Here is a 23,784-nt window from a genome sequence, read left to right on the forward strand (position 1 = left end):
GAGGGGTGTTACTCGGCGATGGTGACGGACGTGATCATCACGTCCTCGACCGGACGGTCGCCGGGGCCGGTCTTGGTGGTGGCGATCTTGTCCACGACAGCCTTGGACTCGTCGTCGACGACCTTGCCGAAGATGGTGTGCTTGCCGTTGAGCCAGTCGGGGTTCGTCACCGTGATGAAGAACTGCGAGCCGTTGGTGCCCGCGGGCTTGCCCGTGATGGGGTTGACGCGCTTGCCGGCGTTCGCCATCGCGAGCAGGTAGGGCTCGGAGAAGGTGAGCTCGGGGTGCGGCTCGTCGTCGAAGGTGTAGCCCGGGCCGCCGGTGCCGGTGCCGAGCGGGCAGCCGCCCTGGATCATGAAGCCGTCGATCACGCGGTGGAAGACGAGGCCGTCGTAGAAGGGCTCGTGACTGGCCTCGCCGGTCATCGGGTCCTTCCACTCCTTCTCGCCCGTGGCGAGGCCGACGAAGTTCGCCACCGTGTTCGGGGCGTGGTTGGGGAACAGCTCGATGCGGATCTCACCGGCCGTGGTCTGGAGCGTTGCGATCATGCTCAGCATTGTGGCACAACGCCTCGCCTTGGGACGTTGTAGGTGGCACGATGGGTAAACGGGACATCAACGTTGAACAGGAGGCTCCCCATGGGACGGCCCAAGGTGGACATCGACGCCGAGAAGTACCGCAAGCAGGCTGAAGAGGCTGCCGCGGCGGCGAAGGAGGCCGCCGACAAGGCCGCCGTGGCGGCGAGCGAGGCCGCCAAGCGCGCGGCCGAGTGGGCCGGCCCCAAGGTAGGGGAGGCCGTGGACTGGGCGAGCCCCAAGGTCGGCGAGGCGATGGAGTGGGCCGGTCCCAAGGTGGACGACGCCATGGCCTGGGCCGGACCGCGCTATGAGCAGGCCAAGGAGTGGGCTGGTCCCAAGGTCGAGGAGGCGGTCGCGTGGGCCAAGCCCCGCGCGGAGAAGGCCTACCGCAGCGGCGCCAGGAAGGCGTCGCCCTACGCGCACAAGGCTGGCGAGAAGACGTCGGAGTGGGTCGACATCGCGCAGGCCGCGATCATCGGTGCCGCGATCCCCGCCGTCGTCGCCGCGATCGACGCCGCGGGCGTCGAGCCCGAGATCGAGGAGCCGAGGAAGGGCTCGCCCGCGAAGGCGCTGATCCCGATCGCGATCGCCGCGGCCGCGGGCGCGGCCCTCGTGGCGTGGGCGCGCAGGGACCCGGGCCGCGACGCCTGGGCGGGCGACGACAAGTGGGAGCTCGAGAGCCCCGAAGGCGACTTCCCCGCCAAGCTCCGCCACGATGTCAACAAGGCCGCCGACCTCACCACGTCGACCATGAAGAAGGCGTTCGCGACGGTGTCCGACGCCGCGCAGACCGCGTCGAAGCAGGTGGTCGACGCCGCCGGTCCCGCGTGGGAGAAGGCCATGGCCCAGCTCGGCCCGACCTATGAGAAGGCCAAGGAGGCGGCGGGCCCCGCCTACGAGCGCGTCAAGGACACCGCGGTCGAGGAGGCCAAGAAGATCTCGGACCAGGCCGGTCCCGCGATCGAGCGCGTCAAGGAGACGGCCACGGCGGAGGCGAAGAAGTTCGCCGAGTCCGTCGATGAGGCCCGCCACAACGCCGCGGTCGGCCTCGCGGACACGATCGATGATGCCGAGGGCGTCTGGGAGGACGAGGGCGGCACCGGCGAGGACGGCCTCACCCCCGAGGAGCGCAAGGACGAGGCGATGGCGCCCAAGAAGGCCCCCGCCAAGCGCGCGCCCGCCAAGAAGCCCGCGGCGAAGGCACCGGCCACGGACGAGGACAAGCCCGCCGAGGAGGCGAGCTGATCTGACACCGTCGCGCTGAGCCGCCGCTCGATGCGCTGAGGGAGCACGAACGAAGGCCCGGACCGTGCGGTCCGGGCCTTCGTCGTCCGTGCACCGCGGCGCTCAGGCCGCGCCGGAGAGGTGCTCGAGGAGGATCTTCACGCCGATGCCGATGAGCACGAGACCGCCGGCGAGCTCCGCCCACGAGCGAAGGTGCTCACCCGCGTGGTGTCCGACGCGGTAGCCGACCAGCGAGGCCAGGAACGTGACGACGCCGATGACTGCGACCGCGATCCAGATGTCGACGGCGAGGAAGGCGAAGGACACTCCGACCGCGAGCGCGTCGATGCTCGTCGCCACGCCGAGCACGAGCAGCTCGCGCGCGCCGATGCTGATGTCATCTCCGGGGACGTCGTCGTCCTCGTCGTCGGCGGACCGCGACTCCCACACCATCTTGCCGCCGATCGCGGCCAGCAGTCCGAAGGCGATCCAGTGGTCGAAGGCCTCGACCTGCTCCGCGAACGACGATGCGAGCAGCCACCCGAGCACGGGCATGAGTGCCTGGAAGGCGCCGAAGGTGATCGCGAGCTGGAGCGCCGGCTTCCAGACGAGCCGGCGCAGATGCAGGCCCTTGCCCACGGAGACGGCGAAGGCGTCGGCGGAGACGCCAAGCGCGGTGAGCAGCAGGGTGAGTGGCGACAACGGAGGGGACCTCTCGGGTTCGGACCGCCGTGCCGAGGAGGTGGTGCGGGGATGCCTCGGCACGCTGAGCACGTGCCGAAGGTCTTGCTCACCCGGCCTGAGCCAGGAACCCGCACCGGGCGCCTGAGCGCCAGTATGTCGACACGGGTTCGGATCCTCGCGGATCGCTGGGAGCTACTCCCCTTCGTCGCGGACAGTCTTCCACACCGTGGCGCCGTCCCGCCAGCACGTGGCGCTCCACGCGGCCCCCGCGCGTGTGGGATTCCTCCCTTCCTGTGGCCATCGGCCCGACCGGGGCGATGGGATGGACACCTTCGACCAAGGAGACCAGCGGAACGATCCACGCCCTTCCAACAGATCCGAGATCCCCATGACCATCGACACCCCCACGAGCACAGGCCAGGCCCAGGCCGCCCGGCGCGCGCTTCCGCGTGCGAGCGATCTTCCCGCCGACGTGTGCGTGGTGCGCGGCGGTGAGGCGGTCGCCGGGCTCGGGGTCAGCGTGATCGCGTTGGCGGGTCGGACACCCCGCGACGTCCCGGCGAGCGCGTCCGCGACCCTCGCTGCCCTCGTCGACGCCGAGCGCCTGCACCGCGCGGGCCTCACCGACGCCGGCGACGCCCTTGCGGCGCACGCCTACCGCTCGTCGACGGCGATCGACGACGCGATGGTGGACGTCGTCGACGCCTGCGTCGGGGACCTCCCGCGCAGGCTCGTGGTCATCGAGCCCGCGGGTCGGCCGCGGGCGACCTCAGGCGTGACTCTCCTGAACATGGACCTCTACCGTCGCGCCGCGCGGACCGTGGAGGAGATCGCGGACGGCAATGCGATGGCGACGGCCGCCGCAGCGCAGGGGCTTGCCGAGATCGCCGACGAGATCCGCTCGTGGTGCTTCATCGAAGGATTGCGTGCCGCGACCCGCGACGACGCGACCCCGCTCGAGCTGAGCGTCCTCGCGGAGCATCCCGATCTCGAGGTGCGCAGGGCCGTCGCGATGAATCCGCGGACGTCGGAGGCGGACCAGGCGCTGCTCGCGCACGACCCGGAACCGCGCGTGCGCGACGCCGCATGGCTTCACGCGTGCTGCGTCGACGGCGACGGGATGAACCCGCTGGCATGAGGCGCCGCGCGCCGAGGGAGCACCTTGGCGAGGGCTTTCAGGACGCGGGCGCGACGGAGAGCGTTCCGCCGCATCCTGGGACCGGATGCCAGCCCCCGACGCCCGCGAGGCGACTCGCGGGCATGCCTGGCTCGAGCGCTGCGTTGGTGGCCGCGACGACGCGTCCCGCGGCGGTCCCGAGGACGGCCGGCACCGAGGAACGGCCGAGCACGCCATCGGTGAGGCTCTCGAGGCGGGCCACCGAGAGGTCGGCGCCGACGACGCCCGCGATCTCTCCGTCGACCCGCACGGGCACGGTGAGCGTCAGGGTGAGCTCGTCGGTGCACAGGTAGTCGATGTACGGGCCGGTGAGATACGCGTCGCGATGCTTGAGCGCACCGCGCCACCACTCGAGCCGCGTGTAGTCGAGGAACGACTCGTCGAGCGGATTCTCGGTCGCCTCGAGCCTTCTCAGCGTCCCCCGCCGGCCGGCGAGGCCCACCCCGTTGGCCGCGCTGATCCACCACGCCATGTGCCAGGGAGCCTCCTCGAGGAAGCCCGGTGCGGCGACGAAGCCAGCGCCGAGCGTCGGCCCGGACTCCGCGAGCGCCGTGGCGACGAGCCACTGGACGATCTCGTCGAGCTCGGCCACCGAGGTGACGCCCTGCGCGAGAGCGGCCTCGACCCTCACCCGCCAGTCGCTGACCTGCGCGAAGACCGGCGCGAGCGAGGTGCCGAGCACCGCGGCGATCTCGCGGATGCCTGGGGCGATCATCGGTCGGCCGCCTCGCGGATCGCGAGCAGCCGGTCGACGAGCCACCCGACCTGCTCCTGCACGACAGCCCTGGCCCGAGACTCTGCGCCGTCGCCGATCGCCTCGACGAGGCGTCGGTGCCTCGCGGCGTTGCCGCGGACCACGTCGCCGTCCTGGAGCGCGATCCACAGCAGCGGACCGAACTCGGACTGAAGCCTCACCTGCTCCGACACGAGGCGCGCGGAGCGCGACAGCGCGGCGACCTCGAGCCGGATCCCGTTCTCGGCGCGCCGTGCGGCGACACCGCTCGCGGTAGCCCCGTCCTCAACGAGCAGCTCGAGGGTGTCGACGCCTCCCGGGGTCGCGAACGTCGCGGCGCGCTCAGCGGCCCCGCTCGCGATGAGCGAGTAGTGGAGCCCCATGTCGCGCAGCTCGACGCGCGACGTCCCGGTGAGGCGCGCGAGGAGCGCGGCCCGCGCATCGTCCCCACTGCCCGTGACGAAGCTGCCGCCCGAGCGTCCGCGGCGGGTCTCGATCAGGTGGTCGGAGCGGAGCGATTCGAGCGCCTCGCGCGCGGTGACCGTGGCGACTCCGAAGCGGCGCCCGAGCTCCTGCTCGGTGGGCAGCCGCTCCCCCTGCTCGAGCAGGCCGAGCTGGATCGCATCGGCGAGCCGCTGCGCGACCACCTCGGCGCGACCTACCGCCGCGAGCGGTGCGAAGATCGCGGCGCGCGTCGCCTCGCGCGCCACGCCCGCGCCCGTGCTCACCATGCCGCACCGTCCTCTCCGACTCACATTGTCGTGTCGCGGCGGGCCGCGGAATAGTTCGGTCCCAGAGATTTAACGGGGTGTTTACACGCGAGCCGCGCAGATGACATCTGGTTCTAGATGAATAAGCGACATGCCCACTGCCATTCGCCTGCGCGGACTCCACAAGCGGTTCGGCGAGACCGTCGCCGTCGCCGACCTCGACCTCGACATCGAGGCCGGGGAGTTCTTCTCGATGCTCGGTCCGTCCGGATCAGGCAAGACGACCGTGCTGCGCGCCATCGCGGGCTTCGAGCAGCCCACAAGCGGCACGGTCGAGCTGTTCGGCAAGGACGTCACCTCCCTCCCGCCCTTCGAGCGACCCGTCAACACGGTCTTCCAGGACTACGCGCTCTTCCCCCACATGAGCGTCATCGCGAACGTGGAGTACGGCCTGCGCGTCGCTGGCACGCCCCGCAATGCCCGGCGGGCGCGCGCCGAGGAGGCCCTCGCCGCCGTGCAGCTCGCAGGACTCGAGGACCGGCAGCCGCACGAGCTCTCGGGCGGCCAGCGCCAGCGCGTCGCGCTCGCCCGCGCGATCGTCCTGCGCCCCGACGCCCTGCTGCTCGACGAGCCGCTCGGCGCCCTCGACCTCAAGCTCCGCGAGCAGATGCAGGTCGAGCTCAAGCAGCTCCAGCGCTCGCTCGGGATCACGTTCGTCTTCGTCACCCACGACCAGGACGAGGCCCTCACGCTGAGCGACAGGGTCGCGGTCTTCGACGCGGGACGCGTCGTCCAGCTCGGCACCCCGCGCGAGGTCTACGACCGCCCCGCCAACAGCTTCGTCGCGTCGTTCGTCGGCTCGTCGACACTCCTCGAGCCTCCCGTCGCGAAGGCCTTCGGCCTGGCAGATCACCTGATGGCGGTACGCCCCGAGCGCGTCTCGCTCGGCGCGCCCGACGGCGTCCCTGGCACGATCGCCGAGGTCATCTACACCGGACCCGAGCATCGCATCGTGATCGACCTCGACGGCCTCGACACCCGCATCACGGCGCTCGAGCCCAACATCGGCGCGAACGCGGAGCGCACCCGCGGCGACCGCGTGACCGTCTCCATCGACCCGGCCGACGCGACCTCCCTGGAGGCCACCGCATCGTCCTGAGGACCGCATGGTCCTGAACCTCGCATCGTCCTCAACCCCGCATCGTCCCTTCGCACCGCACCACCGCACCACGCAGGAACCACCACGCAGGAACACGCACCACCCCGTAGGAACCCCCGTACCGAGAGGAAGTCCCGTGTTGAAGCCAACCGCCCGCATGTCCCTCCGAGCCGGCGTCGCGTCGGTCGCAGTCGCCTCCCTGGCGGCCTGCGGCACCGCGAGCTCCGGGTCGGACACCGAGGCCGCCACCGAGATCGGTGACGCCGAGGGCACCGTGTCGATCCTCGCGTGGCCCGGCTACGTCGAGGACGGCTCCAACGACCCGTCGGTCGACTGGGTCTCGGGATTCACCGAGGCCACCGGCTGCGAGGTCGTCTCCAAGACCTACGGCACGTCCGACGAGGCGTACCAGCTGATGCAGAGCGGCGGCTACGACGTCGTGGCCGCATCGGGCGACCTCACGCTCCGCCTCATCGGCGCCGACCTGGTCTCGGCGGTCAACACCGATCTGCTCGACAACTACGAGGGCATCTTCGACTTCCTGAAGGACAAGGAGTGGAACTCGGTCGACGGCGTCTCCTACGGAGTCCCCCACGGCTACGGCGCGAACCTGCTCATGTACAACACGGACGTCGTGGACCCCGCGCCGACCTCGTGGGACGTCGTGTTCGACAACGCGTCGGACTACGCCGGGGCGGTCACCGCGTACGACTCCCCGATCTACATCGCCGACGCGGCCGTTTACCTCATGAGCACCGAGCCCGATCTCGGCATCACGAACCCGTACGCCCTGGACCAGGACCAGTTCGACGCGGCCGTCGAGCTCCTCAAGGCGCAGAAGGAGAACGTCGGCGAGTACTGGTCCGACTACCTCAAGGAGATCCAGGCCTTCGAGTCGGGCGACTCCGTGGTCGGCACCACCTGGCAGGTCATCCAGAACTCGATCACGACCGGCAACACCGAGGTCGTCCTTCCCGACGAGGGCGCGACCGGCTGGTCCGACACGTGGATGATCGCCTCCGAGGCCGAGAGCCCCAACTGCGCGTACATGTGGCTCGACTACATCGCGAGCCCCGAGGTCAACGCCGAGGCCACCGCCTACTTCGGTGAGGCCCCCTCGTCCGAGGCCGCGTGCGACTACCGCGACGACTGCGACGACTACCACGCGGGCGACGCCGAGTACGCGGAGCAGATCTGGTACTGGACCACCCCGATCGCGGAGTGCGTCGACGGCCGCACCGACGTCGAGTGCGTCGACTACGCCGAGTGGACCAAGGCCTGGCAGGAGATCAAGGGCTGACCGCTGGTCGTGGGGGCGGGCCCCCGCCCCCACGACCATGCTCAGCCGCACCCGCATCGACCCTCGAGGACCCCATGACCACGCATCGCGTCTCCGCGTTTCTCGCCCCGCGCCGCCGGCTCCAGGTGGCGGGGCTGCTCACCGCGCCCGTCGCGTGGCTCGGGCTCGTCTACGTGGTCGCGCTGGCCGCGCTGCTCATCACCGCCTTCTGGACGGTCGACGGGCTGACCGGTCAGGTCCAGATCCAATGGACGACGGAGAACGTCGTCGAGGTCTTCACCGAGGCGCTCTACCGGACCGTCACGCTACGCACGCTCGGCATCGCGGCGGCGGTCACCGTGATCGACGTCATCGTCGCGATCCCGGTCGCGTTCTTCATGGCGAAGGTCGCGAACCCGCGCGCCCGGCACCTGCTCGTGATCGCGGTGCTCGCGCCGCTGTGGGCGTCGTACCTGGTCAAGGTGTACGCGTGGCGCGCGCTGCTGTCGGCCGACGGGCTGATCGGCTGGGCGGGCGCTCCGCTCGGCCTCGACACCCCCGGCTACGGCATCGCGGGCGTGATCCTCACGCTGTCGTACCTGTGGCTGCCCTATGTGATCATGCCGATCTACGCGGGCTTCGACCGCGTGCCCGACCGGCTGCTCGAGGCGTCGGCCGACCTGGGCGCGCGCGGCGGCGTGACCCTGATGGCGGTCGTGATGCCCATGATCAAGCCCGCGATCATCGCCGGGTCCATCTTCGCGTTCTGCCTGAGCCTGGGCGACTACATCACCGTCGGCATCGTCGGCGGCACGACCCAGATGCTCGGCAACCTCGTCTACACGAACGTCGGCGCGGCGAACAACCTCCCGCTCGCGGCCGCGATCTCCCTGATCCCGATCGGGATCATCTTCCTCTACCTCGCCGCGGTCCGACGGACCGGCGCCCTCAGGAGCCTGTGATGCAGCTCGGACCCGTCACCCGCGCCGTCCTCGGCGTCGTCACGACCGTGACGCTCGCGCTCATCTACCTGCCGCTGTTCGTGGTGCTGCTCAACTCGTTCAGCACGTCGGAGAGCCTCTCGTGGCCGCCGCCGGGCTTCACGCTCGAGTGGTGGGGACGCGCGCTGCACAGCACGGGAGCGCTCGAGGCGCTCGGCACGTCCGTGGTGGTCGCGCTCGCCGCGTCGACGGTCGCGCTCGTGCTCGGCACCCTCGCCGCGATGGCGCTGTCGCGCTACGAGTTCTTCGGCAAGGAGGCCGTGAACCTCCTCATCGTGCTGCCGATCGCGCTGCCCGGCATCGTCACGGGCATCGCGCTCAACAACGCCTTCCGGACCATGATGGGCGTTCAGCTGTCCATCTGGACGCTGATCATCGCGCACGCGACGTTCTGCATCGTCACGGTCTACAACAACGCGTTCGCGCGGCTCAGCGCCTCCGGCACGCGGCTCGAGGATGCGTCGATGGACCTGGGCGCAGGGTTGTTCACGACCTTCCGGCTCGTCACGTTCCCGCGCCTCAAGTCGGCGCTCGTCGCGGGCGGACTGCTCGCCTTCGCGCTGAGCTTCGACGAGATCATCGTCACGACGTTCACCGCGGGCAACGGCGTGACGACGCTGCCGCTGTGGATCCTGCAGAACATGTTCCGGCCATCGCAGGCGCCCGTGGTCGCGGTGATCGCCGTGATCCTGGTCGTGGTGTCGGTCGTCCCGATCGCGATCGCTCAGCGGCTCACGGCGAAGGACGCCGCGACCGTCTCGCGGTAGGCGGCCTCTCGCTCGAGAGGACCGTGGAACCAGGGACGATGCGGTGGCCGGCTCGCGCCGGCCGGTTCAGGAAGTGTAGTTCAGGAAGTGCAGTTCAGGACGGCCGGTTCAGTACGTCCGGTTCAGGACGCGGGCGCGCGCCTGATCACGAGGACCGCCTCGGCGGGCCCGTCGACGGCCTCGTACGTGTGCTCGGTGTCGGACGCCCATGCGTAGTGCTCCCCCGCCGGCACGTCGACCTCCTCGCCCGCGCGGCCCACGCGCGCAGCGCCCCGCGTCACGACGAGGTGCTCGACGACGCGCGGCCCATGCGCCGCTGACCGATGCACCGTGCCCGGGGTGAGGCGCAACGTGTAGATCTCGACCGCATCGTCCTCGGTCCCCGTGGTGCCCAGCAGGATGGTGTCGATGCCGGGAGCGCCCACCTCGGCGCCGGGGCGTTCGGCGAGCAGCCACGCGAGCGGCAGGTCCAGGGCGTTCGCGAGCGAGTACAGCGTCGAGAGGTTCGGGTTGCGACTCCCCCGCTCGATCTCGGACAGCGATCCCTTGCCGATCCCCGCGGCGGCGGCCAGCGCGCCGAGCGAGAGCCCGCGCGCGGCCCTGACCTCGCGCAGCCGCTCGCCCACGAGCGGGGCCAGGTCGTCGGATTCCACACGGCCAGCCTAGCGACTGTTCCGTTCTCAGAACACCTGGGTTATCGTTCTGTTCATGGAACACGCGCGTCGGCACACCATCGCCATGGGCCTCGTCACGGCCCTCGTCGGCTTCGCCAGCTCCTTCGCGGTGGTCCTCGCGGGCCTGCGCGCCGCCGGGGCGACCCCCGACCAGGCGGCCTCGGGACTCGCCGTCCTCTGCATCGTCCAGGCGCTCGGCATGCTGTGGCTCACCTGGCGTCACCGCACGCCCCTGACCCTCGCCTGGTCCACGCCCGGCGCGGCGCTGCTCGCAAGCCAGGGCGCCGTCGACGGCGGCTGGACCGCGGCCATCGGTGCGTTCATGCTGGTAGGGGTGCTGATCGTCGCCACGGGGCTGATCCGTCCGCTGGCCCGGCTCATCGGCCTCATCCCGCCGGCGATCGCCCAGGCGATGCTCGCCGGAATCCTCCTGCCGCTGTGCCTCGCGCCCTTCACCGCGCTGACGGGCCAGCCGTGGCTGGTAGGGGCGCTGATCGTCGTGTGGCTGGTCATGCAGCGCCTCGCCCCGCGCTGGGCCACGCCGCTCGCGTTCGGCCTCGCGCTCGTCACCATGGTCGTGACCACGGCGACCGACGGGGGAGTGCCGTTCGCCGCGCCAAGCCTCGCCTGGACGACGCCGTCCCTCACCTGGGGCGCGATGCTCGGCCTCGCGATCCCGCTGTACGTCGTCACGATGGCCTCGCAAAACGTTCCCGGCGCCGCGGTGCTCAAGGCCGCCGGGTACGAGGCGCCGTGGAAGGAGACGATGCTCGTCACGGGCGTCGGGACGATCGCCGGGGCCGGCTTCGGTGGCCACGCCGTCAACCTCGCCGCGATCACGGCGGCGCTGCCCGCGTCACCCGAGTCGCACCCCGATCCGCGTCGCCGCTGGATCGCGACCGCGACCGCCGGATGGGCCTACCTCGGCATCGCCGCGATCGCCGCCACGCTGACCGCCCTCGTCGAGGCCGCCCCCGCCGGCCTGCTCGAGGCCGTGGCGGGACTCGCGCTGCTGGGGACCTTCGCATCGTCCGTGTCGGGGTCGTTCGCCGATCCCTCGGATCGGCTCCCCGCCGCCGTCACCCTCCTGCTCGCCGCGTCGGGCGTGGCGATCGCGGGGATCGGCTCGGCGTTCTGGGCGCTGTTGATCGGGCTCGGCCTCAGGCGGATGCTCACAATTCGGCCACGATCGACCCCAACCGCTTCGGCATCTGGCAACGTTCATAGCGTGACATCGCAGCGCCAGTAGGCGCTCTTCCAGTCCGGCGAAAAAGGGGATCCCACCGTGTCCGTACCGTCGCTCATCCCGAGCTCCGTGCCAGCCCGATCACGACTGCTCTCGCTCGGCGCGATCGTCGCGCTCGCCCTCGCGTGGCTCGTGGCGGTGCCCGGCGCGGCGCAAGCAGCGACCGGCACCAAGATGACTGTGTCACTGGAGTCGGGATCCGACTACGTCAAGTCCGTGAAGGTGTGGCCTGGATGGATGACGGTCCCCACCGGCGAGACCAAGAGCAGGCGCGTGTCATGGACGCCGTACGACAAGGGATTTGTCGGTGTCTCGCTCAACACCGTCGGCAACCGGTACTGCAGCCTGTCAGCCACGATCACGTGGACCTACCAGTCGGGCAAGACCCGAACGGTCGTGAAGGAGGAGTCGGACAACACCTTCAGGGTCTCCGTCGGACCCCACGTCGCGTCGGTCGACGTCGACGTCGTCGCCTCCGACGACTGCACCCTCTACTCCCGGGCGAAGGTGAACTGGGACGGCGGCGCCAACTCGCTCGCCGCGAAGGTCACCGGAGGCGGCTCCTACTTCCGCCCCTCTGGCTCGACCCTCCGCACCAATCTCCGTCCCGTCGACGAGAACATGAGGATCGGCTTCACCTTGTACACCCAGAAGTCCGTCTGCGTGCGGATGGTCGACACCTACACGGGCAAGGTCTACGCCGATCACACCGCGCAGACCAACCACAAGTACCGGGTGCCGCGAAACCGCACGTTCGACGCGACCGTCGTCGCCTGCGCGAGCTGACCCGCTCGGGGACGGGCGCCCGCAGGCGTTCCGCGGACGCTCAGCCCCAGGACTCGTCGAGCGCGTCCGTCCACTCGGGGCACAGCGCCGTGGCTGAGCCGACGACGCCCGCGGCCATGAACTCGTCGAGGTCGTAATCGTCCGCGACGTCCTTGAGGAGCTGGTTCATGGAGTCGGCGGACTCGGTCGCGCCCTCCTCGAACGCGGCGCACACGAAGTTGCCCGCCTCCAGGGCGGTGTCCTCGTCCATGCCGGTGTCCCACAGGTCGATCAGCCACAGGTAGTTCTCCTCGGGATCGTCACCATCGGGGAACGCCGACTCCCACGACGCGGTGATCGACGGGTCCGCGGTGATGTCGCCCCATTCCTCCGACAGCGACTCCGCGCCCTCCGACAGCTCCGCTGCCCACGACTCCCAGTCGTCGAGCCCGGACGATGCGGACGCCGCGAGGTCATCGAGGGCGTCGGAGACGGTGTCGCTCGCCTTGTTGAGGAGGAGGCCCACGAGGATCGCACCGCCGACCCCGATCAGCAGCAGCACGCCCACGACGATGCCGATGATCATGGGCGCCTTGCTCTTCTGCGCCGGCTGGCCCACCGGAGCCTGGCCACCAGGGGCGGCGTACTGGGTGTCGGCCGGCAGCGGCACCGTGGAGCCCTGCATCGTCGCGTCCTGCGTCGTCGATTCTGCGGTGGGCATCTGCTGGGTGGGCGCGGTGGCGGCGTCGGCCTGCGCCTCCGCGACCGGATAGGCCCGCGGCTGGGTGGCGCCCGGGTCCATGACCCACTCGGTCCATTGGGCGCCGTCCCAATAGCGCTGGCGTCCCGATCCCGGTGCCGTCGGATCCTCGTGCCACTCCGGGGTGGTGCTCATCTCGACCCCCTCCGCCGACTGAACCTCTTGCTGAAACTGTACGTCGCCCGGTGTCGATGCGCTGGGGGAGGGGGAGTGCACGCGTCAGGGCGAAACGTGAGGATGCTGGGGGAATCGTTCGCCGCGCGAATCCCAGTGGACTGTGGCGGCGCTTCCGCGGGCTTCGTGCCCGATGGTGGAGCCTAGGGGACTCGAACCCCTAACCCCCTGCTTGCAAAGCAGGTGCGCTACCAATTGCGCCAAGGCCCCGTGCTGGAGGTGAGTCCAGTGTGGGTGAATTCCAGTCTCCCACGGGAGCTGGAGGACCGGTAGGGAGCGGCTGCGCCGCATCGACCTGTGGTCCGGCACGACCGTCCGGTCGTCTTCCGTGGGCCCAGGAGGACTTGAACCTCCGACCTCTTCGTTATCAGCGAAGCGCTCTAACCGCCTGAGCTATGGGCCCGTTCACCGCGGCTTGGCCGCGGCGATAAACCATACCAAACGCCGGGGGCGGGTTCCAAATCGGCTCCCGCCCCGGCCGTCGGCCTGGAGTGCGGCGAGGGTCAGTCGTCGGTGAGGGTGACGTAGAAGCCGCCAACGACCGCGGAGATCACGTTGTAGAGGAACGCCGAGATCGTGGCGAGCGCGGTGAGCAGCACGACGTCGACCACGGCGATCAGCGTGGTGGCCGCCATGATCTTGTTGAGGTCGAAGAACTGCATGAGGTCCAGTTCGCTGTCCTCGGGGAAGAGCGTGAGGATCCAGTCGTTGATCGTCGTGAAGATGCCCATGGTGTTGAGCACGTTCCACAGCACATAGACGGCGACCACCAGCATGATGCCGACCGCGATCGACAGCAGGAAGCCGATCTTCAGCGCCGACCACGGGTCGACTCGCGAGACGAGCGCGCGGACCTTGCGGGGGCCGCCCTTGCTCTTCGACGCGGCGGCCGGATCGGCGGGCCGCACCTCGACCTTGGAACGGCTCGGCGCGGACTTGATCGTGCCGAAGGCGGTCTCGGTCTCACCCGATGCGGTGCCCTGAGCGGCGGTGGCGGTCGCTCCGGCGGACGCGGGAGCCGTGCTGCGGCTCGCGGCGGGAGCTGCGGAACGCGTCGAGCCGGCGGGCGCGGGAGCGAACACGTTGCCGCCGCTGCGCGGCTCGGCAGCGGCCGAACCCGTCGTCGGGGTCTCGCCCGTGACGGGGCGCGAGGGGATCTGACCCGACCGCAGGGAGGTGCGCTGAGGGTTCGCGCCCGACGCGGGCGTCACCGACGGCGGGGTGGACGCAGACGCCTGCGTCCACGGGTTCTGACCGGTGGCCGGCCGGGTGCCGCGATCTTCCGCGTTCATGAACTCTCCTCCTGGCCGCGCACAATGCCCGACCCCTCCGCATAAGCGTACTTGAGGGCCACAAGCCCCATGCGCGCGTGTGGACTAGTGGCCGCCGCCGAGGTGACCCGAGATGCGGCCGTGGAACTCCTGGGAGGCCTCGTTGAGGCCGACGATCTCCACGGACTTCCCGTGGGTCGTGTACTTGTGCTCGATCGAGTCGAGCGCCGCGACGGTCGAGGCGTCCCACACGTGCGAGTGCGTCATGTCGATGACCACCCTGTCGGGGTCGCCCGCGTAGTCGAACTGGCTGTACAGATCGTTGGACGACGCGAAGAACAGCTCGCCCGACACGGTGTACCGACGCACGCCGTCGATGACGTCACCGCCCGTCACCTCCGCGATGTGCGCGACCCTGCGTGCGAAAAGGACGGACGCGAGCACCACGCCAGCGACGACGCCGTAGGCGAGGTTGTGCGTGGCGACGACGATCGCGACTGTCACGAGCATCACCGACGTCTCCGAGCGCGGCATGCGGCGCAGGGTCGAGAGTCGGATCGAATGCCAGTCGAACGTCGCCCACGACACGAAGATCATCACCGCGACGAGCGCGGCCATCGGGATCAGCGCCACGAGGTCACCGAGCGCGAGGATGAGGATGAGCAGGAAGACACCGGCGGCGAACGTCGACAGGCGCGTGCGGGCGCGGCCGACCTTCACGTTGATCATCGTCTGGCCGATCATCGCGCAGCCGCCCATGCCGCCGAAGAGTCCCGTGATGATGTTGGCCGCCCCCTGGCCCCACGCCTCACGGGTCTTGTCCGAGTGGGTGTCCGTGACGTCGTCCACGAGCTTGGCCGTCATGAGGGACTCGAGGAGTCCCACGAGCGCGATGCCGAGCGCATACGGCGCGACGATCTCGAGCGTCTCAAGCGTGAACGGCACGTTCGGGAAGAACAGCGTCGGCAGTCCCTCGGGCAGCGCGCCCTCGTCGCCGACGGTCGGCACCGCGATGCTGAAGGCGACGGTCACGATGGTCAGCAGCACGATCGCGACGAGCGGCGCGGGCACGGCAGTCGTGAGGCGGGGGAGGAACGCGATGATCGCGAGCCCCGCCGCGACGAGAACGTAGACCACCCACGACACGTCGGTGAGGTGTGGCAGCTGCGCCATGAAGATCAGGATCGCGAGCGAGTTGACGAAGCCGATCATCACCGAGCGCGGGATGAAGCGCATGAGCTTCGCGACGCCGAGCAGCGCGAGCACCACCTGGAGGACGCCACCCAGGATGACGGCCGCGACCAGGTAGTCGAGGCCGTAATCGCGCGCCAGGGGTGCGACGACGAGCGCGACCGCGGCGGTGGCAGCCGAGATCATCGCCGGGCGTCCGCCGAGGAAGGCGATCGCGACGGCCATCGTGAACGACGCGAACAGGCCGACCCGCGGGTCCACGCCCGCGATGATCGAGAAGGAGATCGCCTCGGGGATCAGCGCGAGCGCGACCACCAGGCCAGCGAGCAGCTCGGTGCGCATCACCTTGGGGCTCAGCCACTCGGGACGGCGCCACGAGCGCGGGTCCCACGGCGTTCCGAGGTTGTTCGTCACCTCGGGGACGCCGGTGGACGTGCGCGGGTTCGTGGCGGGCATGCTCATGAGGCTCCAAGGGGACGGGGACGATGCGTCAGCCGGGCAGGCGCGAGCGCGCGCCTGAACGCGTCACAGGAGAAGGGGGAGGCCCACCGTGGCCGGGGCCCAGGCTACCCGATGCGCGTCGCGACCTCCCTGGAGGGTGGTCGACCCCACATCTCAGGCGGCCGCCGCACCGTCTCAGCCACCGCATCGTCCCTCTCCCTCCAAGCACTCCGCACGGAACTGAAACCGACACCCCGACGACACGCCAACCCGACCCGGCGACACGCTGGCGTGTCGCGCGGGAATCCGTGCGGAGTGCATGGGGGAGACATGACGAAGGGCGGGCACCCGGCTTTCGCCAGGCACCCGCCCTGAAGGTGTCGTCAGACCGCGACGGGCGTCACGTTCGCGCGCAGCGCGGCGCCGAGCTCGGCGTCGACGCTGGTCCAGTACTGGATCGCGCGCTCACGGATGTCATCGCTCTTCACGGCGCCCACGTGACCCGTGATGGTCTCGAGGAACGCGGCCTTCTGCTCGGCCGAGAAGACCTCGCGGTACAGCGTGCCGGCCTGGCCGAAGTCGTCGTCCTCGGGGTGCAGGGTGGCCGAAGCGCGAACCATCTCGCCGTCGGTCTCCCAGTTGCCCGCGTCGCCAGCGCGCTCGGGGTCGGCGTGCGCGCCGCCGAGCGAGTTGGGCGCGTACACGGGGGTCTCGGGCGAGGCGAACGAGTACCGCATCGAGCCGTCCTTGGAGTAGGAGTGGCCGTTCGCGTCCGCGTTCTTCGGCGCGTTGACCGGCAGGTCGGCGTGGTTGGTGCCGACGCGGTAGCGGTGGGCGTCCGCGTAGGAGAAGATGCGGGCCATCAGCATCTTGTCGGGCGACGTGCCGATGCCGGGAACGAAGTTCGACGGGGCGAACGTCGCCTGCTCGATCTGAGCGAAGTAGTTCTCGGGGTTCCTGTTCAGCTCCATGACGCCGACGGGGATCAGCGGGTAGTCAGCGTGCGGCCACACCTTGGTGAGGTCGAACGGGTTGAAGCGGTAGGTCTTCGCGTCCTCGTAGGGCATGACCTGGACCGAGAGGTCCCAGCGCGGGAAGTCGCCCGCATCGATGTGCTCGTAGAGGTCACGGATGTGCACGTCGGAGTCCGAGCCGGCGAGCTCGGCGGCCTTGTCGGCGGGCATGCTGACCACGCCCTGCTGGGAGATGAAGTGGTACTTCACCCAGAAGCGCTCACCCTCGGCGTTGATCCACTGGTAGGTGTGCGAGCCGTAGCCGTTCATCTCGCGCCACGAGTTCGGGATGCCGCGGTCACCCATGAGCCAGGTCACCTGGTGGGCCGACTCCGGCTGGAGCGACCAGAAGTCCCACTGCATGTCGTTGTCGCGCAGGTGCGAACCGGGCAGGCGCTTCTGCGAGCGGATGAAGTCGGGGAACTTGATGCCGTCGCGGATGAAGAAGACGGGGGTGTTGTTGCCGACCAGGTCGTAGTTGCCCTCGGTCGTGTAGAACTTCAGCGCGAAGCCGCGGGGGTCGCGCCACGTGTCAGGGGAGCCCGACTCGCCGGCGACGGAGGAGAAGCGCGCGAGCATCTCGGTCTGGACGCCGTCCTGGAACAGCGCGGCGCGGGTGTACTTCGCGATCTCGGGGTTCGTGGTGGTGAACGTGCCGAAGGCGCCGCCGCCCTTGGCGTGGACGACGCGCTCGGGCACGCGCTCACGGTTGAACTGCGCGAGCTTCTCGACCAGGTAGTGGTCGGTCAGCGAGGTCGGGCCGTTGGCGCCGACGGTGAGCGAGTGCTGGTCCGAGGCGACGGGGGCGCCGGAGTTGGTCGTCGTGAACTTGTCCGTCATGGTGGCGGAGCTCCTTCGGGGATCGTGGGGACCTGACGAGGCATGGGCCGCCCGAGGGCGACCTCAGAGAACGGGTGCGTCGACGGCTGCCTCGCGGCAGTCGGTGCACACGCCCCAGAACGTGACCTCGGCCTCGGCGATAGCGAAGCCGTGATCCTCGTTCGGAAGCAGGCAGGGTGCATGGCCGACCACGCAGTCGATGTCCTCGACCTTGCCGCACTCGGTGCAGACGACGTGGTGGTGGTTGTCTCCCACGCGCAGCTCATAGCGAGCGGGGGAGCCAGCGGGTTCAATTCTGCGCGCAAGACCTTGCGCGGTGAGGTCCCCGAGGACGTTGTAGACGGCCTGCAGGGACGTGCGAGGAAGGCTCTCGCTGACCTTCGCGTAGACCGCGTCCGCAGCGGCGTGCGGATGGTCGGCGAGCACATCGATGACCGCGACGCGCGGGGCCGTGATGCGCAGACCTGCCTCCGCAAGCATAGTTCGCGCGTCGGTCATCATGTAGGACAGAGTACCCAGTTCTTTTGAATTTATCAATTAAGAAATCGCGAGAGGTGCGCTCCGAACCCCCGCCCCCGCATCGTCCTGCTGCCTGCCGCCCTGCTCACCGTGCAGGCGCCTGCTCCTCGCGGCATCCTGGTGTGGAGCCGTTCAGGCCCCCGGACGATGCGGTGACCAAGGGCCTAGGCATGCCCCAGGGGGCATGGCCTAGCCTTGCAGCAGGACAAATACCCCGGGAGGTATGGGAATCATGAAGCTTGTGGTCGTCGGCGGAGTCGCCGCCGGAGCATCCACCGCAGCCAGGGCGCGTCGCCTCGACGAGGACGCCGAGATCGTCGTCTTCGAGCGCGGCCACCACGTCTCGTTCGCCAACTGCGGCCTGCCGTATCACGTGGGCGAGGTCATCACCGAGCGTTCGCGCCTGCTGCTCCAGACCCCTGAGAGCCTGCGCGAGTCGCTCCACCTCGACGTCCGCATCGCGACCGAGGTCGTGGCGATCGACCGCGAGGCCAAGACCGTCTCCGTCCGCGAGGTCGACTCCGGCAAGGAGTACACCGAGTCCTACGACAAGCTCGCGCTGTGCATGGGAGCGGACGCCGTCCGTCCCCCGCTGCCCGGCATCGACCACCCCGCCGTCGAGGTGCTGCGCCGCATCGGCGACATGGACAAGATCAAGACCCGTCTGGACGCCGCGATCGCGGCCCAGAAGGCCGGCAAGCGCGGCACCGTCACGGCCGTCGTCGTCGGCGCCGGCTACATCGGCCTCGAGATGGCGGAGAACCTCCACCACCGCGGCGTGAAGGTCGACGTCGTCGAGCTCGCCCCGCAGATCCTGCCGCCCGTCGACTCCGACATCGCCGCGCCCGTCGAGCGTCACCTGCGCATGCGCGGCATCAACGTGCACCTGTCCACCGCGGCCGCCGCCTTCCAGTCGCTGTCCGACGCCGACGGCTCCGACCGCGTGAGCGTCGAGCTCAACTCGGGCACGACCCTGAAGGCCGACCTCGTGATCCTCGCGGCAGGCGTGAAGCCCGCCGTCGAGCTGGTCAAGGCCGCGGGGATCGAGCTCGGCGAGCGCGGCGGCATCAAGGTCGACACGCACATGCAGACGTCCGACCCCGACATCTACGCCGCGGGCGACGCCGTCGAGACGCCGCACCCCGTGCTGCCGGGGGAGTACCTCGCGCCGCTCGCGGGACCCGCGAACCGCCAGGCGCGCGTCGCCGCGGAGAACATCTGCGGGCGCGACACCGAGTACAAGTCCACGCAGGGAACGTCGATCGTCAAGGTGTTCGACATGGTCGCGGGCGGCACAGGCGCCACCAAGCGCCAGCTCGAGGCCGCGGGCATCGAGTACCGCGTGGTCCACGTGCACCCGTCGGGCCACGCCGGCTACTACCCCGGCACCGCGATGATGCACATCAAGCTGCTGTTCTCGCCCAAGGACGGGACGATCTACGGCGCCCAGGTGTGCGGCTTCGACGGCGTCGACAAGCGCATCGACGTGTTCGCCATGGCGATCCGCGCGGGCCTCACGGTCTTCGACCTCGAGGAGCAGGAGCTCGCCTACGCCCCGCCGTTCGGCTCGGCGAAGGACCCGGTGAACATGGCCGGCTTCGTCGCCGCCAACACGATCCGCGGCGACTTCGACCTCTGGTACGCCGAGGAGTGGCCCCTGGCCGACGGCGCCCGACTGGTCGACGTCCGCACCCCCGAGGAGTACGGCATCCACCACCTGCCGGGCGCCGAGAACGTGCCGCTCGCCGACTTCCGCGAGGCGGTCAAGGGCTGGGCGGACAAGGACCAGCCCATCCGTCTGTACTGCGCCGTCGGCTTCCGCTCCTACCTCGCGCACCGCATCCTCATCCAGAACGGTTTCACCGACGTCAAGACCCTCTCGGGCGGCTCGACCACGTACGGCCACGTGCACGACAACCCGGCCGACGAGTACAACGCCCTGCCGCCCATGGAGAACTACGCGGAGAAGGTCTCCGTCGCCTCGGCCGTCGCCGCCGCGACGGGACAGCTGACGGACCTCGACTGCACCGGGCTGGCCTGCCCCGGCCCGATCATGCGCCTGTCCGACTCGATGAAGAAGGCGAACGCGGGCGACGAGATCCGCGTGACGGTCTCCGACCCCGGCTTCGCTCTTGACGGTCCTGCATGGGCCTCGAAGAACGGCCACACCCTCGTGTCGATGGACCCCAAGGGTCCCGGCTTCGTCGCGACGTTCCGCAAGGGCGGGGTCGCTCCCGTCCAGACCGGCGGCGCGACGAGCAACAAGATGTCGATGGTGGTCTTCTCCGGTGACCTGGACAAGCAGCTCGCGGCGTTCATCATCGCCAACGGCGCGATCGCGATGGGTCAGGAGGTGTCGCTGTTCTTCACCTTCTGGGGCCTCAACGCCCTGCGCAGGACGGACCCGCCCAAGCGCGACAAGTCCATGATGGACACCATGTTCGGCATGATGATGCCGAAGGGCGCCGAGAAGCTCACGCTGTCGCAGATGCACATGGCGGGAGCGGGCACCGCGATGATCAAGAACGTCATGAAGCAGCACGACGTCCAGTCGCTGCCCGAGCTCATCAAGAACGCGCAGGACGGCGGCGCGCGCCTCCTCGGCTGCACGATGACGATGGACCTGCTCGGCATGGCGCAGTCCGACCTCATCGAGGGTGTCGAGCTCGCCGGCGTCGCGACCTTCCTGGGCGAGGCTCAGGAGTCAGGCACGACGCTGTTCATCTGACGCTCACGCCCCGGTTCACCCCGACAGTTTGAACCAATTCCATAGGCGACACCCCGCGTCGGGCCCCTTCGAAGGGCCTGACGCGGGGTGTCGCGTCTCAGATTGGTTCAGACTGTCAGCCGCGGAGCGGAGAGAGCGAGCGCGTCAGCTCAGCGCGTCGAGCTCGGTGAGCATGCCCTCGACCGTCTGGACGCCGTTGCCGGGCGCCATGAAGTCGGCGACCTTCACCATCGGCATCTGGAGCATCATGCCCGCCATGTCCTCGTCGGCGAACAGGTCGGTGCCGCCGTCGCCCACGCCTGACTGGGTGATCCTCTCGAGGACCTTGGCGCCGACAGGGTGCTCGAGCCAGTCTCCGAAGTTCGAGTCGATGTCGAGCGTCGGGACGACGGGCGGCACGTCGAGCGTGATGGAGCGGGTGGCGACGATGTCGCGCGACGAACGGCCGATCTCGACGACGTACTCGCCGGGCTCGACCGTCCAGCCGGCGGTGCCCCAGTAGGCGAAGGCGCGATCGTCGAGCTCGAGCTCGACGACAGTCGACTCCCCGGCGGCGAGCGCCACCTTCTGGAACGCGCGCAGCTCGCGGACGGGGCGGTCGACGGCGGCCTCGGGGTCGCCGACGTAGACCTGGACGACGTCGGATCCGCTGCGGTCACCCGTGTTCGTCACCTTGACCCGCACGGTCGCGGCGGCCTGCGTCGCGGCGGGAACATCGATGCCGACCAGCTCGTGCTCGAACGTCGTGTAGGACAGGCCGTGTCCGAACGGGAAGGCGATCTCTCGGTCGGTCGCGTCGTACCAGCGGTAGCCGATGTAGATGCGCTCGCCGTGACGGACCACCTTGTCGCCACCGGGCCAGTTGACGTACGCGGGCGTGTGCTCAAGCTTCCACGGCACCGTCTCCGCGAGGCGTCCGCCGGGCTCGGCCTGGCCGAACAGGATCTGCGCGAGCGCGGACCCGCCGGCCTGCCCGGCGAGCCACATGTCGAGGATCGCGGGTGCCTTGTCGATCACTCCCTCGAGCGAGACGACCGAGCCGTGAGAGAGCACGACGACGACGTTCGGGTTGGCGGCGTGCACCGCCGCGAGGGCGTCGAGCTGAACCCGGGGGAGGAGGATGTGGTCGCGGTCCCAGCCCTCGGACTCGACGGCGTCGGGCAGGCCGAGCATGAGGACGACGACCTCCGCCTGCGAGGCCGCGTCGACCGCGACGCTCAGCAGCTCGTCGTCCTTCTCGCCGTCGAGGCGGAAGGCGGGGGCGTGGACCACGTCGCGCCCGGTCGCCTCGGCGATCGCCGCGAGCGGCTCGTCGAGCTGGGTCGGGACGACGTGCGAGGAACCAGCGCCCTGGTAGCGCGGCGCGGTCGCGAACGGGCCGAGGACCGCGACGGCGCCTCCCTCGTTCGCGAGAGGCAGCAGACCGCCCTCGTTGGCGAGGAGCACGGCGGAGTCGGCCGCGACCTCGCGGGCGAGGACGTGGTGCGCATCGACGTCGAAGGCGACCTCGGCGGTGCGGTCCGCGCGGAGGCGCTCGTGGACCGCGAGGATGCGGGCGACGGCCTGGTCGAGGACGGCCTCGTCGAGGGTGCCATCCTCGACGGCGGCCATGACGGCGGCAGGTCCGGCCTTGCCGGTGCTCGGCATCGTGAGGTCGAGGCCCGCCGTGAGCGCGACGGCGGGGTTCCAGGTGGCGCCCCAGTCGGAGACGACGTAGCCCTCGTATCCCCACTCGTCGCGCAGGACCTCGGTGAGCAGCCAGTGGTTCTCCGACGCGCGCACGCCGTTGATCCTGTTGTACGAGCACATCACCGTGGCGGGCTGCGACTTCTTGACGACGCGCTCGAAGGCCGGGAGGTAGATCTCGCGCAGGGTCCGCTCATCGACCTCCGCACTGACGCGCATGCGGTCCGTCTCCTGGCTGTTCGCGGCGTAGTGCTTCACCGAGGCGCCGACGCCGAGCGCCTGGAGCCCGTTGATCCACGCCGCTCCGAGCTCGCCCGCGAGCAGCGGGTCCTCGGAGAAGTACTCGAAGTTGCGTCCGCCCAGGGGCGAGCGCTTCATGTTGATGCCGGGGCCGAGGAGGACGTCGACGTCCTCGACGCGACACTCGACGGCGAGCGCGGCTCCCATGCGGGAGAGCAGCTCCGGGTTCCAGGACGAGCCGGTCGCAGCGGCGGTGGGGAAGGCGGTCGCGGGCACCGACGCGTTGATCCCGAGGTGGTCCGATCCGCCGAGCTGCTTGCGCAGTCCATGAGGACCGTCGGTGAGCATCGCGGAGGGGATGCCCTTGTCCTCGATCGCGACGGTGGTCCAGAAGTCCGCACCGAAGACGAGCCTCGCCTTCTCCTCGAGGGTGAGTGCGCTGATGTCGGTCATCTCTGCTCCTTCGTAGCGATGCGGCGTCCCCGGTCATGAACGAACCGGTTCTCAAGTGTCTTGTCGAAACGTTACAACGATTCCGAGTCGAAACGTTACAACGGACCACCAGGACCCTGTCACGCGGGTGTGAGGAAGCCCTCGCGCGCGGGTGCTGGAACCAGCGAGGGACGATGCGCCCGCTCGCGGCTGGAGGCCCTGATTCCGCGGGAGAGAAGGGATCGGCGCGCAGCGGGAGTCGCCCGCGCGCCCGGGCGTCACTTCGCCTTGCGCCCCTTGCGGGTCGCCGCCGCCTGCGCCGCGGCTGCCGCCGCGGAGGCCTTCGCCGCGACGGACGCGCGCGCCGCGCGAGGGGGAGCGGTACGCTCCTCCGGCGGCAGGACGTGCCTCGGCTCGTCCTTGTCGGCGCGGTCAGTCATGCACGGTCCTCCGGTTCCCCTCCACAGGATGATGCCCTGCCGGGGCCCGCCT

Annotated in this window: 21 protein-coding genes and 2 tRNA genes; 9 read left to right on the forward strand and 14 right to left on the reverse strand. The window is 69.9% G+C overall.

Translation table 11 applies throughout. The features are described 5' to 3' along the window. Nucleotides 1-8: 8 nt before the first annotated feature. Entirely contained in the window at nt 9-548 is a 540-nt protein-coding gene (locus tag AOP78_RS11845; RefSeq protein ID WP_062205206.1) for a peptidylprolyl isomerase, read from the reverse strand. 90 nt (nt 549-638) lie between these two features. Here AOP78_RS11845 and AOP78_RS11850 point away from each other — a divergent pair, with 90 nt between their 5' ends. Continuing rightward, complete coding sequence (locus AOP78_RS11850) at nt 639-1,823, forward strand: hypothetical protein (protein ID WP_062204917.1); 1,185 nt, start codon at nt 639-641, stop codon at nt 1,821-1,823. A gap of 102 nt (nt 1,824-1,925) precedes the next feature. On the opposite strand, the gene AOP78_RS11855 is transcribed toward AOP78_RS11850, so the two are convergent. Then, complete coding sequence (locus AOP78_RS11855; RefSeq protein ID WP_062204920.1) at nt 1,926-2,504, reverse strand: manganese efflux pump MntP; 579 nt, start codon at nt 2,502-2,504, stop codon at nt 1,926-1,928. Nucleotides 2,505-2,874: 370 nt separating this feature from the next. Here AOP78_RS11855 and AOP78_RS11860 point away from each other — a divergent pair, with 370 nt between their 5' ends. After that, nucleotides 2,875-3,624 (forward strand): hypothetical protein, encoded by a 750-nt coding sequence (locus AOP78_RS11860; RefSeq protein WP_062204923.1) that lies wholly within the window; start codon nt 2,875-2,877, stop codon nt 3,622-3,624. A gap of 37 nt (nt 3,625-3,661) precedes the next feature. On the opposite strand, the gene AOP78_RS11865 is transcribed toward AOP78_RS11860, so the two are convergent. Beyond that, nucleotides 3,662-4,378 (reverse strand): cache domain-containing protein, encoded by a 717-nt coding sequence (locus AOP78_RS11865; protein ID WP_062204927.1) that lies wholly within the window; start codon nt 4,376-4,378, stop codon nt 3,662-3,664. Then, a complete protein-coding gene (locus AOP78_RS11870; RefSeq protein WP_062204930.1) occupies nt 4,375-5,127 on the reverse strand; it encodes a FadR/GntR family transcriptional regulator in 753 nt (250 codons plus the stop codon). The genes AOP78_RS11865 and AOP78_RS11870 overlap by 4 nt, the downstream gene beginning before the upstream one ends. 130 nt (nt 5,128-5,257) lie before the next feature. Between AOP78_RS11870 and AOP78_RS11875 the strand changes: the two genes are divergently transcribed. From AOP78_RS11875 to AOP78_RS11890, 4 genes are all read left to right on the forward strand, one after another. Continuing rightward, entirely contained in the window at nt 5,258-6,265 is a 1,008-nt protein-coding gene (locus AOP78_RS11875; protein WP_062204933.1) for an ABC transporter ATP-binding protein, read from the forward strand. 136 nt (nt 6,266-6,401) lie between these two features. Then, nucleotides 6,402-7,565: an extracellular solute-binding protein gene (locus AOP78_RS11880; protein ID WP_236685376.1), complete on the forward strand. Its 1,164-nt coding sequence runs from the start codon at nt 6,402-6,404 to the stop codon at nt 7,563-7,565. A 74-nt stretch (nt 7,566-7,639) separates the two neighbouring features. Beyond that, nucleotides 7,640-8,506: an ABC transporter permease gene (locus tag AOP78_RS11885; RefSeq protein ID WP_062204936.1), complete on the forward strand. Its 867-nt coding sequence runs from the start codon at nt 7,640-7,642 to the stop codon at nt 8,504-8,506. Further along, nucleotides 8,506-9,312 (forward strand): ABC transporter permease, encoded by an 807-nt coding sequence (locus AOP78_RS11890; protein WP_062204939.1) that lies wholly within the window; start codon nt 8,506-8,508, stop codon nt 9,310-9,312. Before AOP78_RS11885 ends, AOP78_RS11890 begins: the two co-directional genes overlap by 1 nt. Before the next feature lie 122 nt (nt 9,313-9,434). On the opposite strand, the gene AOP78_RS11895 is transcribed toward AOP78_RS11890, so the two are convergent. After that, nucleotides 9,435-9,965 (reverse strand): helix-turn-helix domain-containing protein, encoded by a 531-nt coding sequence (locus AOP78_RS11895; protein WP_062204942.1) that lies wholly within the window; start codon nt 9,963-9,965, stop codon nt 9,435-9,437. A gap of 55 nt (nt 9,966-10,020) precedes the next feature. On the opposite strand from AOP78_RS11895, the gene AOP78_RS11900 reads away from it, so the two are divergent. Continuing rightward, nucleotides 10,021-11,235, forward strand: a complete 1,215-nt coding sequence (locus AOP78_RS11900; RefSeq protein WP_062204945.1) for a benzoate/H(+) symporter BenE family transporter — start codon at nt 10,021-10,023, stop codon at nt 11,233-11,235. A gap of 36 nt (nt 11,236-11,271) precedes the next feature. Beyond that, on the forward strand, nt 11,272-12,018 hold the full coding sequence (locus AOP78_RS11905; RefSeq protein WP_062204949.1) for a hypothetical protein: 747 nt from the start codon (nt 11,272-11,274) through the stop codon (nt 12,016-12,018). A 40-nt stretch (nt 12,019-12,058) separates the two neighbouring features. On the opposite strand, the gene AOP78_RS11910 is transcribed toward AOP78_RS11905, so the two are convergent. From AOP78_RS11910 to AOP78_RS11940, 7 genes are all read right to left on the reverse strand, one after another. Continuing rightward, entirely contained in the window at nt 12,059-12,892 is an 834-nt protein-coding gene (locus AOP78_RS11910; protein ID WP_152659528.1) for a DUF732 domain-containing protein, read from the reverse strand. Nucleotides 12,893-13,065: 173 nt separating this feature from the next. Further along, nucleotides 13,066-13,141 (reverse strand) — tRNA-Ala (locus AOP78_RS11915). Between the two features lie 119 nt (nt 13,142-13,260). Continuing rightward, nucleotides 13,261-13,334 (reverse strand) — tRNA-Ile (locus AOP78_RS11920). A 100-nt stretch (nt 13,335-13,434) separates the two neighbouring features. Further along, nucleotides 13,435-14,223 carry a DUF3566 domain-containing protein gene (locus tag AOP78_RS14795; RefSeq protein ID WP_083980092.1) on the reverse strand — a complete coding sequence of 263 codons (789 nt, stop codon included), beginning with the start codon at nt 14,221-14,223 and terminating at the stop codon, nt 13,435-13,437. Between the two features lie 84 nt (nt 14,224-14,307). After that, nucleotides 14,308-15,849 carry a SulP family inorganic anion transporter gene (locus AOP78_RS11930; RefSeq protein ID WP_152659529.1) on the reverse strand — a complete coding sequence of 514 codons (1,542 nt, stop codon included), beginning with the start codon at nt 15,847-15,849 and terminating at the stop codon, nt 14,308-14,310. Between the two features lie 368 nt (nt 15,850-16,217). After that, on the reverse strand, nt 16,218-17,687 hold the full coding sequence (locus AOP78_RS11935) for a catalase (RefSeq protein ID WP_062204953.1): 1,470 nt from the start codon (nt 17,685-17,687) through the stop codon (nt 16,218-16,220). A gap of 63 nt (nt 17,688-17,750) precedes the next feature. After that, nucleotides 17,751-18,185, reverse strand: a complete 435-nt coding sequence (locus AOP78_RS11940) for a Fur family transcriptional regulator (RefSeq protein ID WP_062205217.1) — start codon at nt 18,183-18,185, stop codon at nt 17,751-17,753. Between the two features lie 253 nt (nt 18,186-18,438). Between AOP78_RS11940 and AOP78_RS11945 the strand changes: the two genes are divergently transcribed. Beyond that, nucleotides 18,439-20,934 carry an FAD-dependent oxidoreductase gene (locus AOP78_RS11945; protein WP_062205220.1) on the forward strand — a complete coding sequence of 832 codons (2,496 nt, stop codon included), beginning with the start codon at nt 18,439-18,441 and terminating at the stop codon, nt 20,932-20,934. 144 nt (nt 20,935-21,078) lie between these two features. Here the strand turns inward: AOP78_RS11945 and AOP78_RS11950 are convergent, their stop codons facing one another. Continuing rightward, entirely contained in the window at nt 21,079-23,313 is a 2,235-nt protein-coding gene (locus AOP78_RS11950; protein ID WP_062204957.1) for a beta-glucosidase, read from the reverse strand. Nucleotides 23,314-23,570: 257 nt separating this feature from the next. Then, nucleotides 23,571-23,732: a hypothetical protein gene (locus AOP78_RS15265; RefSeq protein WP_160297633.1), complete on the reverse strand. Its 162-nt coding sequence runs from the start codon at nt 23,730-23,732 to the stop codon at nt 23,571-23,573. Between the last annotated feature and the right edge of the window lie 52 nt (nt 23,733-23,784).

Origin of the sequence: Demequina salsinemoris, from assembly GCF_000974805.1 — a bacterium.
Lineage (GTDB): Bacteria > Actinomycetota > Actinomycetes > Actinomycetales > Demequinaceae > Demequina > Demequina salsinemoris.

Bases quoted from the DNA above. Each gene is read 5' to 3' on its own strand.
- AOP78_RS11940 (WP_062205217.1), bottom strand. From the start codon at position 18,185: ATGACCGACGCGCGAACTATGCTTGCGGAGGCAGGTCTGCGCATCACG.
- AOP78_RS11845 (WP_062205206.1), bottom strand. From the start codon at position 548: ATGATCGCAACGCTCCAGACCACGGCCGGTGAGATCCGCATCGAGCTG.
- AOP78_RS11950 (WP_062204957.1), bottom strand. From the start codon at position 23,313: ATGACCGACATCAGCGCACTCACCCTCGAGGAGAAGGCGAGGCTCGTC.
- AOP78_RS11860 (WP_062204923.1), top strand. From the start codon at position 2,875: ATGACCATCGACACCCCCACGAGCACAGGCCAGGCCCAGGCCGCCCGG.
- AOP78_RS11910 (WP_152659528.1), bottom strand. From the start codon at position 12,892: ATGAGCACCACCCCGGAGTGGCACGAGGATCCGACGGCACCGGGATCG.
- AOP78_RS11935 (WP_062204953.1), bottom strand. From the start codon at position 17,687: ATGACGGACAAGTTCACGACGACCAACTCCGGCGCCCCCGTCGCCTCG.
- AOP78_RS11885 (WP_062204936.1), top strand. From the start codon at position 7,640: ATGACCACGCATCGCGTCTCCGCGTTTCTCGCCCCGCGCCGCCGGCTC.
- AOP78_RS11900 (WP_062204945.1), top strand. From the start codon at position 10,021: ATGGAACACGCGCGTCGGCACACCATCGCCATGGGCCTCGTCACGGCC.
- AOP78_RS11875 (WP_062204933.1), top strand. From the start codon at position 5,258: ATGCCCACTGCCATTCGCCTGCGCGGACTCCACAAGCGGTTCGGCGAG.
- AOP78_RS11850 (WP_062204917.1), top strand. From the start codon at position 639: ATGGGACGGCCCAAGGTGGACATCGACGCCGAGAAGTACCGCAAGCAG.
- AOP78_RS11945 (WP_062205220.1), top strand. From the start codon at position 18,439: ATGAAGCTTGTGGTCGTCGGCGGAGTCGCCGCCGGAGCATCCACCGCA.
- AOP78_RS14795 (WP_083980092.1), bottom strand. From the start codon at position 14,223: ATGAACGCGGAAGATCGCGGCACCCGGCCGGCCACCGGTCAGAACCCG.
- AOP78_RS11865 (WP_062204927.1), bottom strand. From the start codon at position 4,378: ATGATCGCCCCAGGCATCCGCGAGATCGCCGCGGTGCTCGGCACCTCG.
- AOP78_RS15265 (WP_160297633.1), bottom strand. From the start codon at position 23,732: ATGACTGACCGCGCCGACAAGGACGAGCCGAGGCACGTCCTGCCGCCG.
- AOP78_RS11870 (WP_062204930.1), bottom strand. From the start codon at position 5,127: ATGGTGAGCACGGGCGCGGGCGTGGCGCGCGAGGCGACGCGCGCCGCG.
- AOP78_RS11930 (WP_152659529.1), bottom strand. From the start codon at position 15,849: ATGCCCGCCACGAACCCGCGCACGTCCACCGGCGTCCCCGAGGTGACG.
- AOP78_RS11890 (WP_062204939.1), top strand. From the start codon at position 8,506: ATGCAGCTCGGACCCGTCACCCGCGCCGTCCTCGGCGTCGTCACGACC.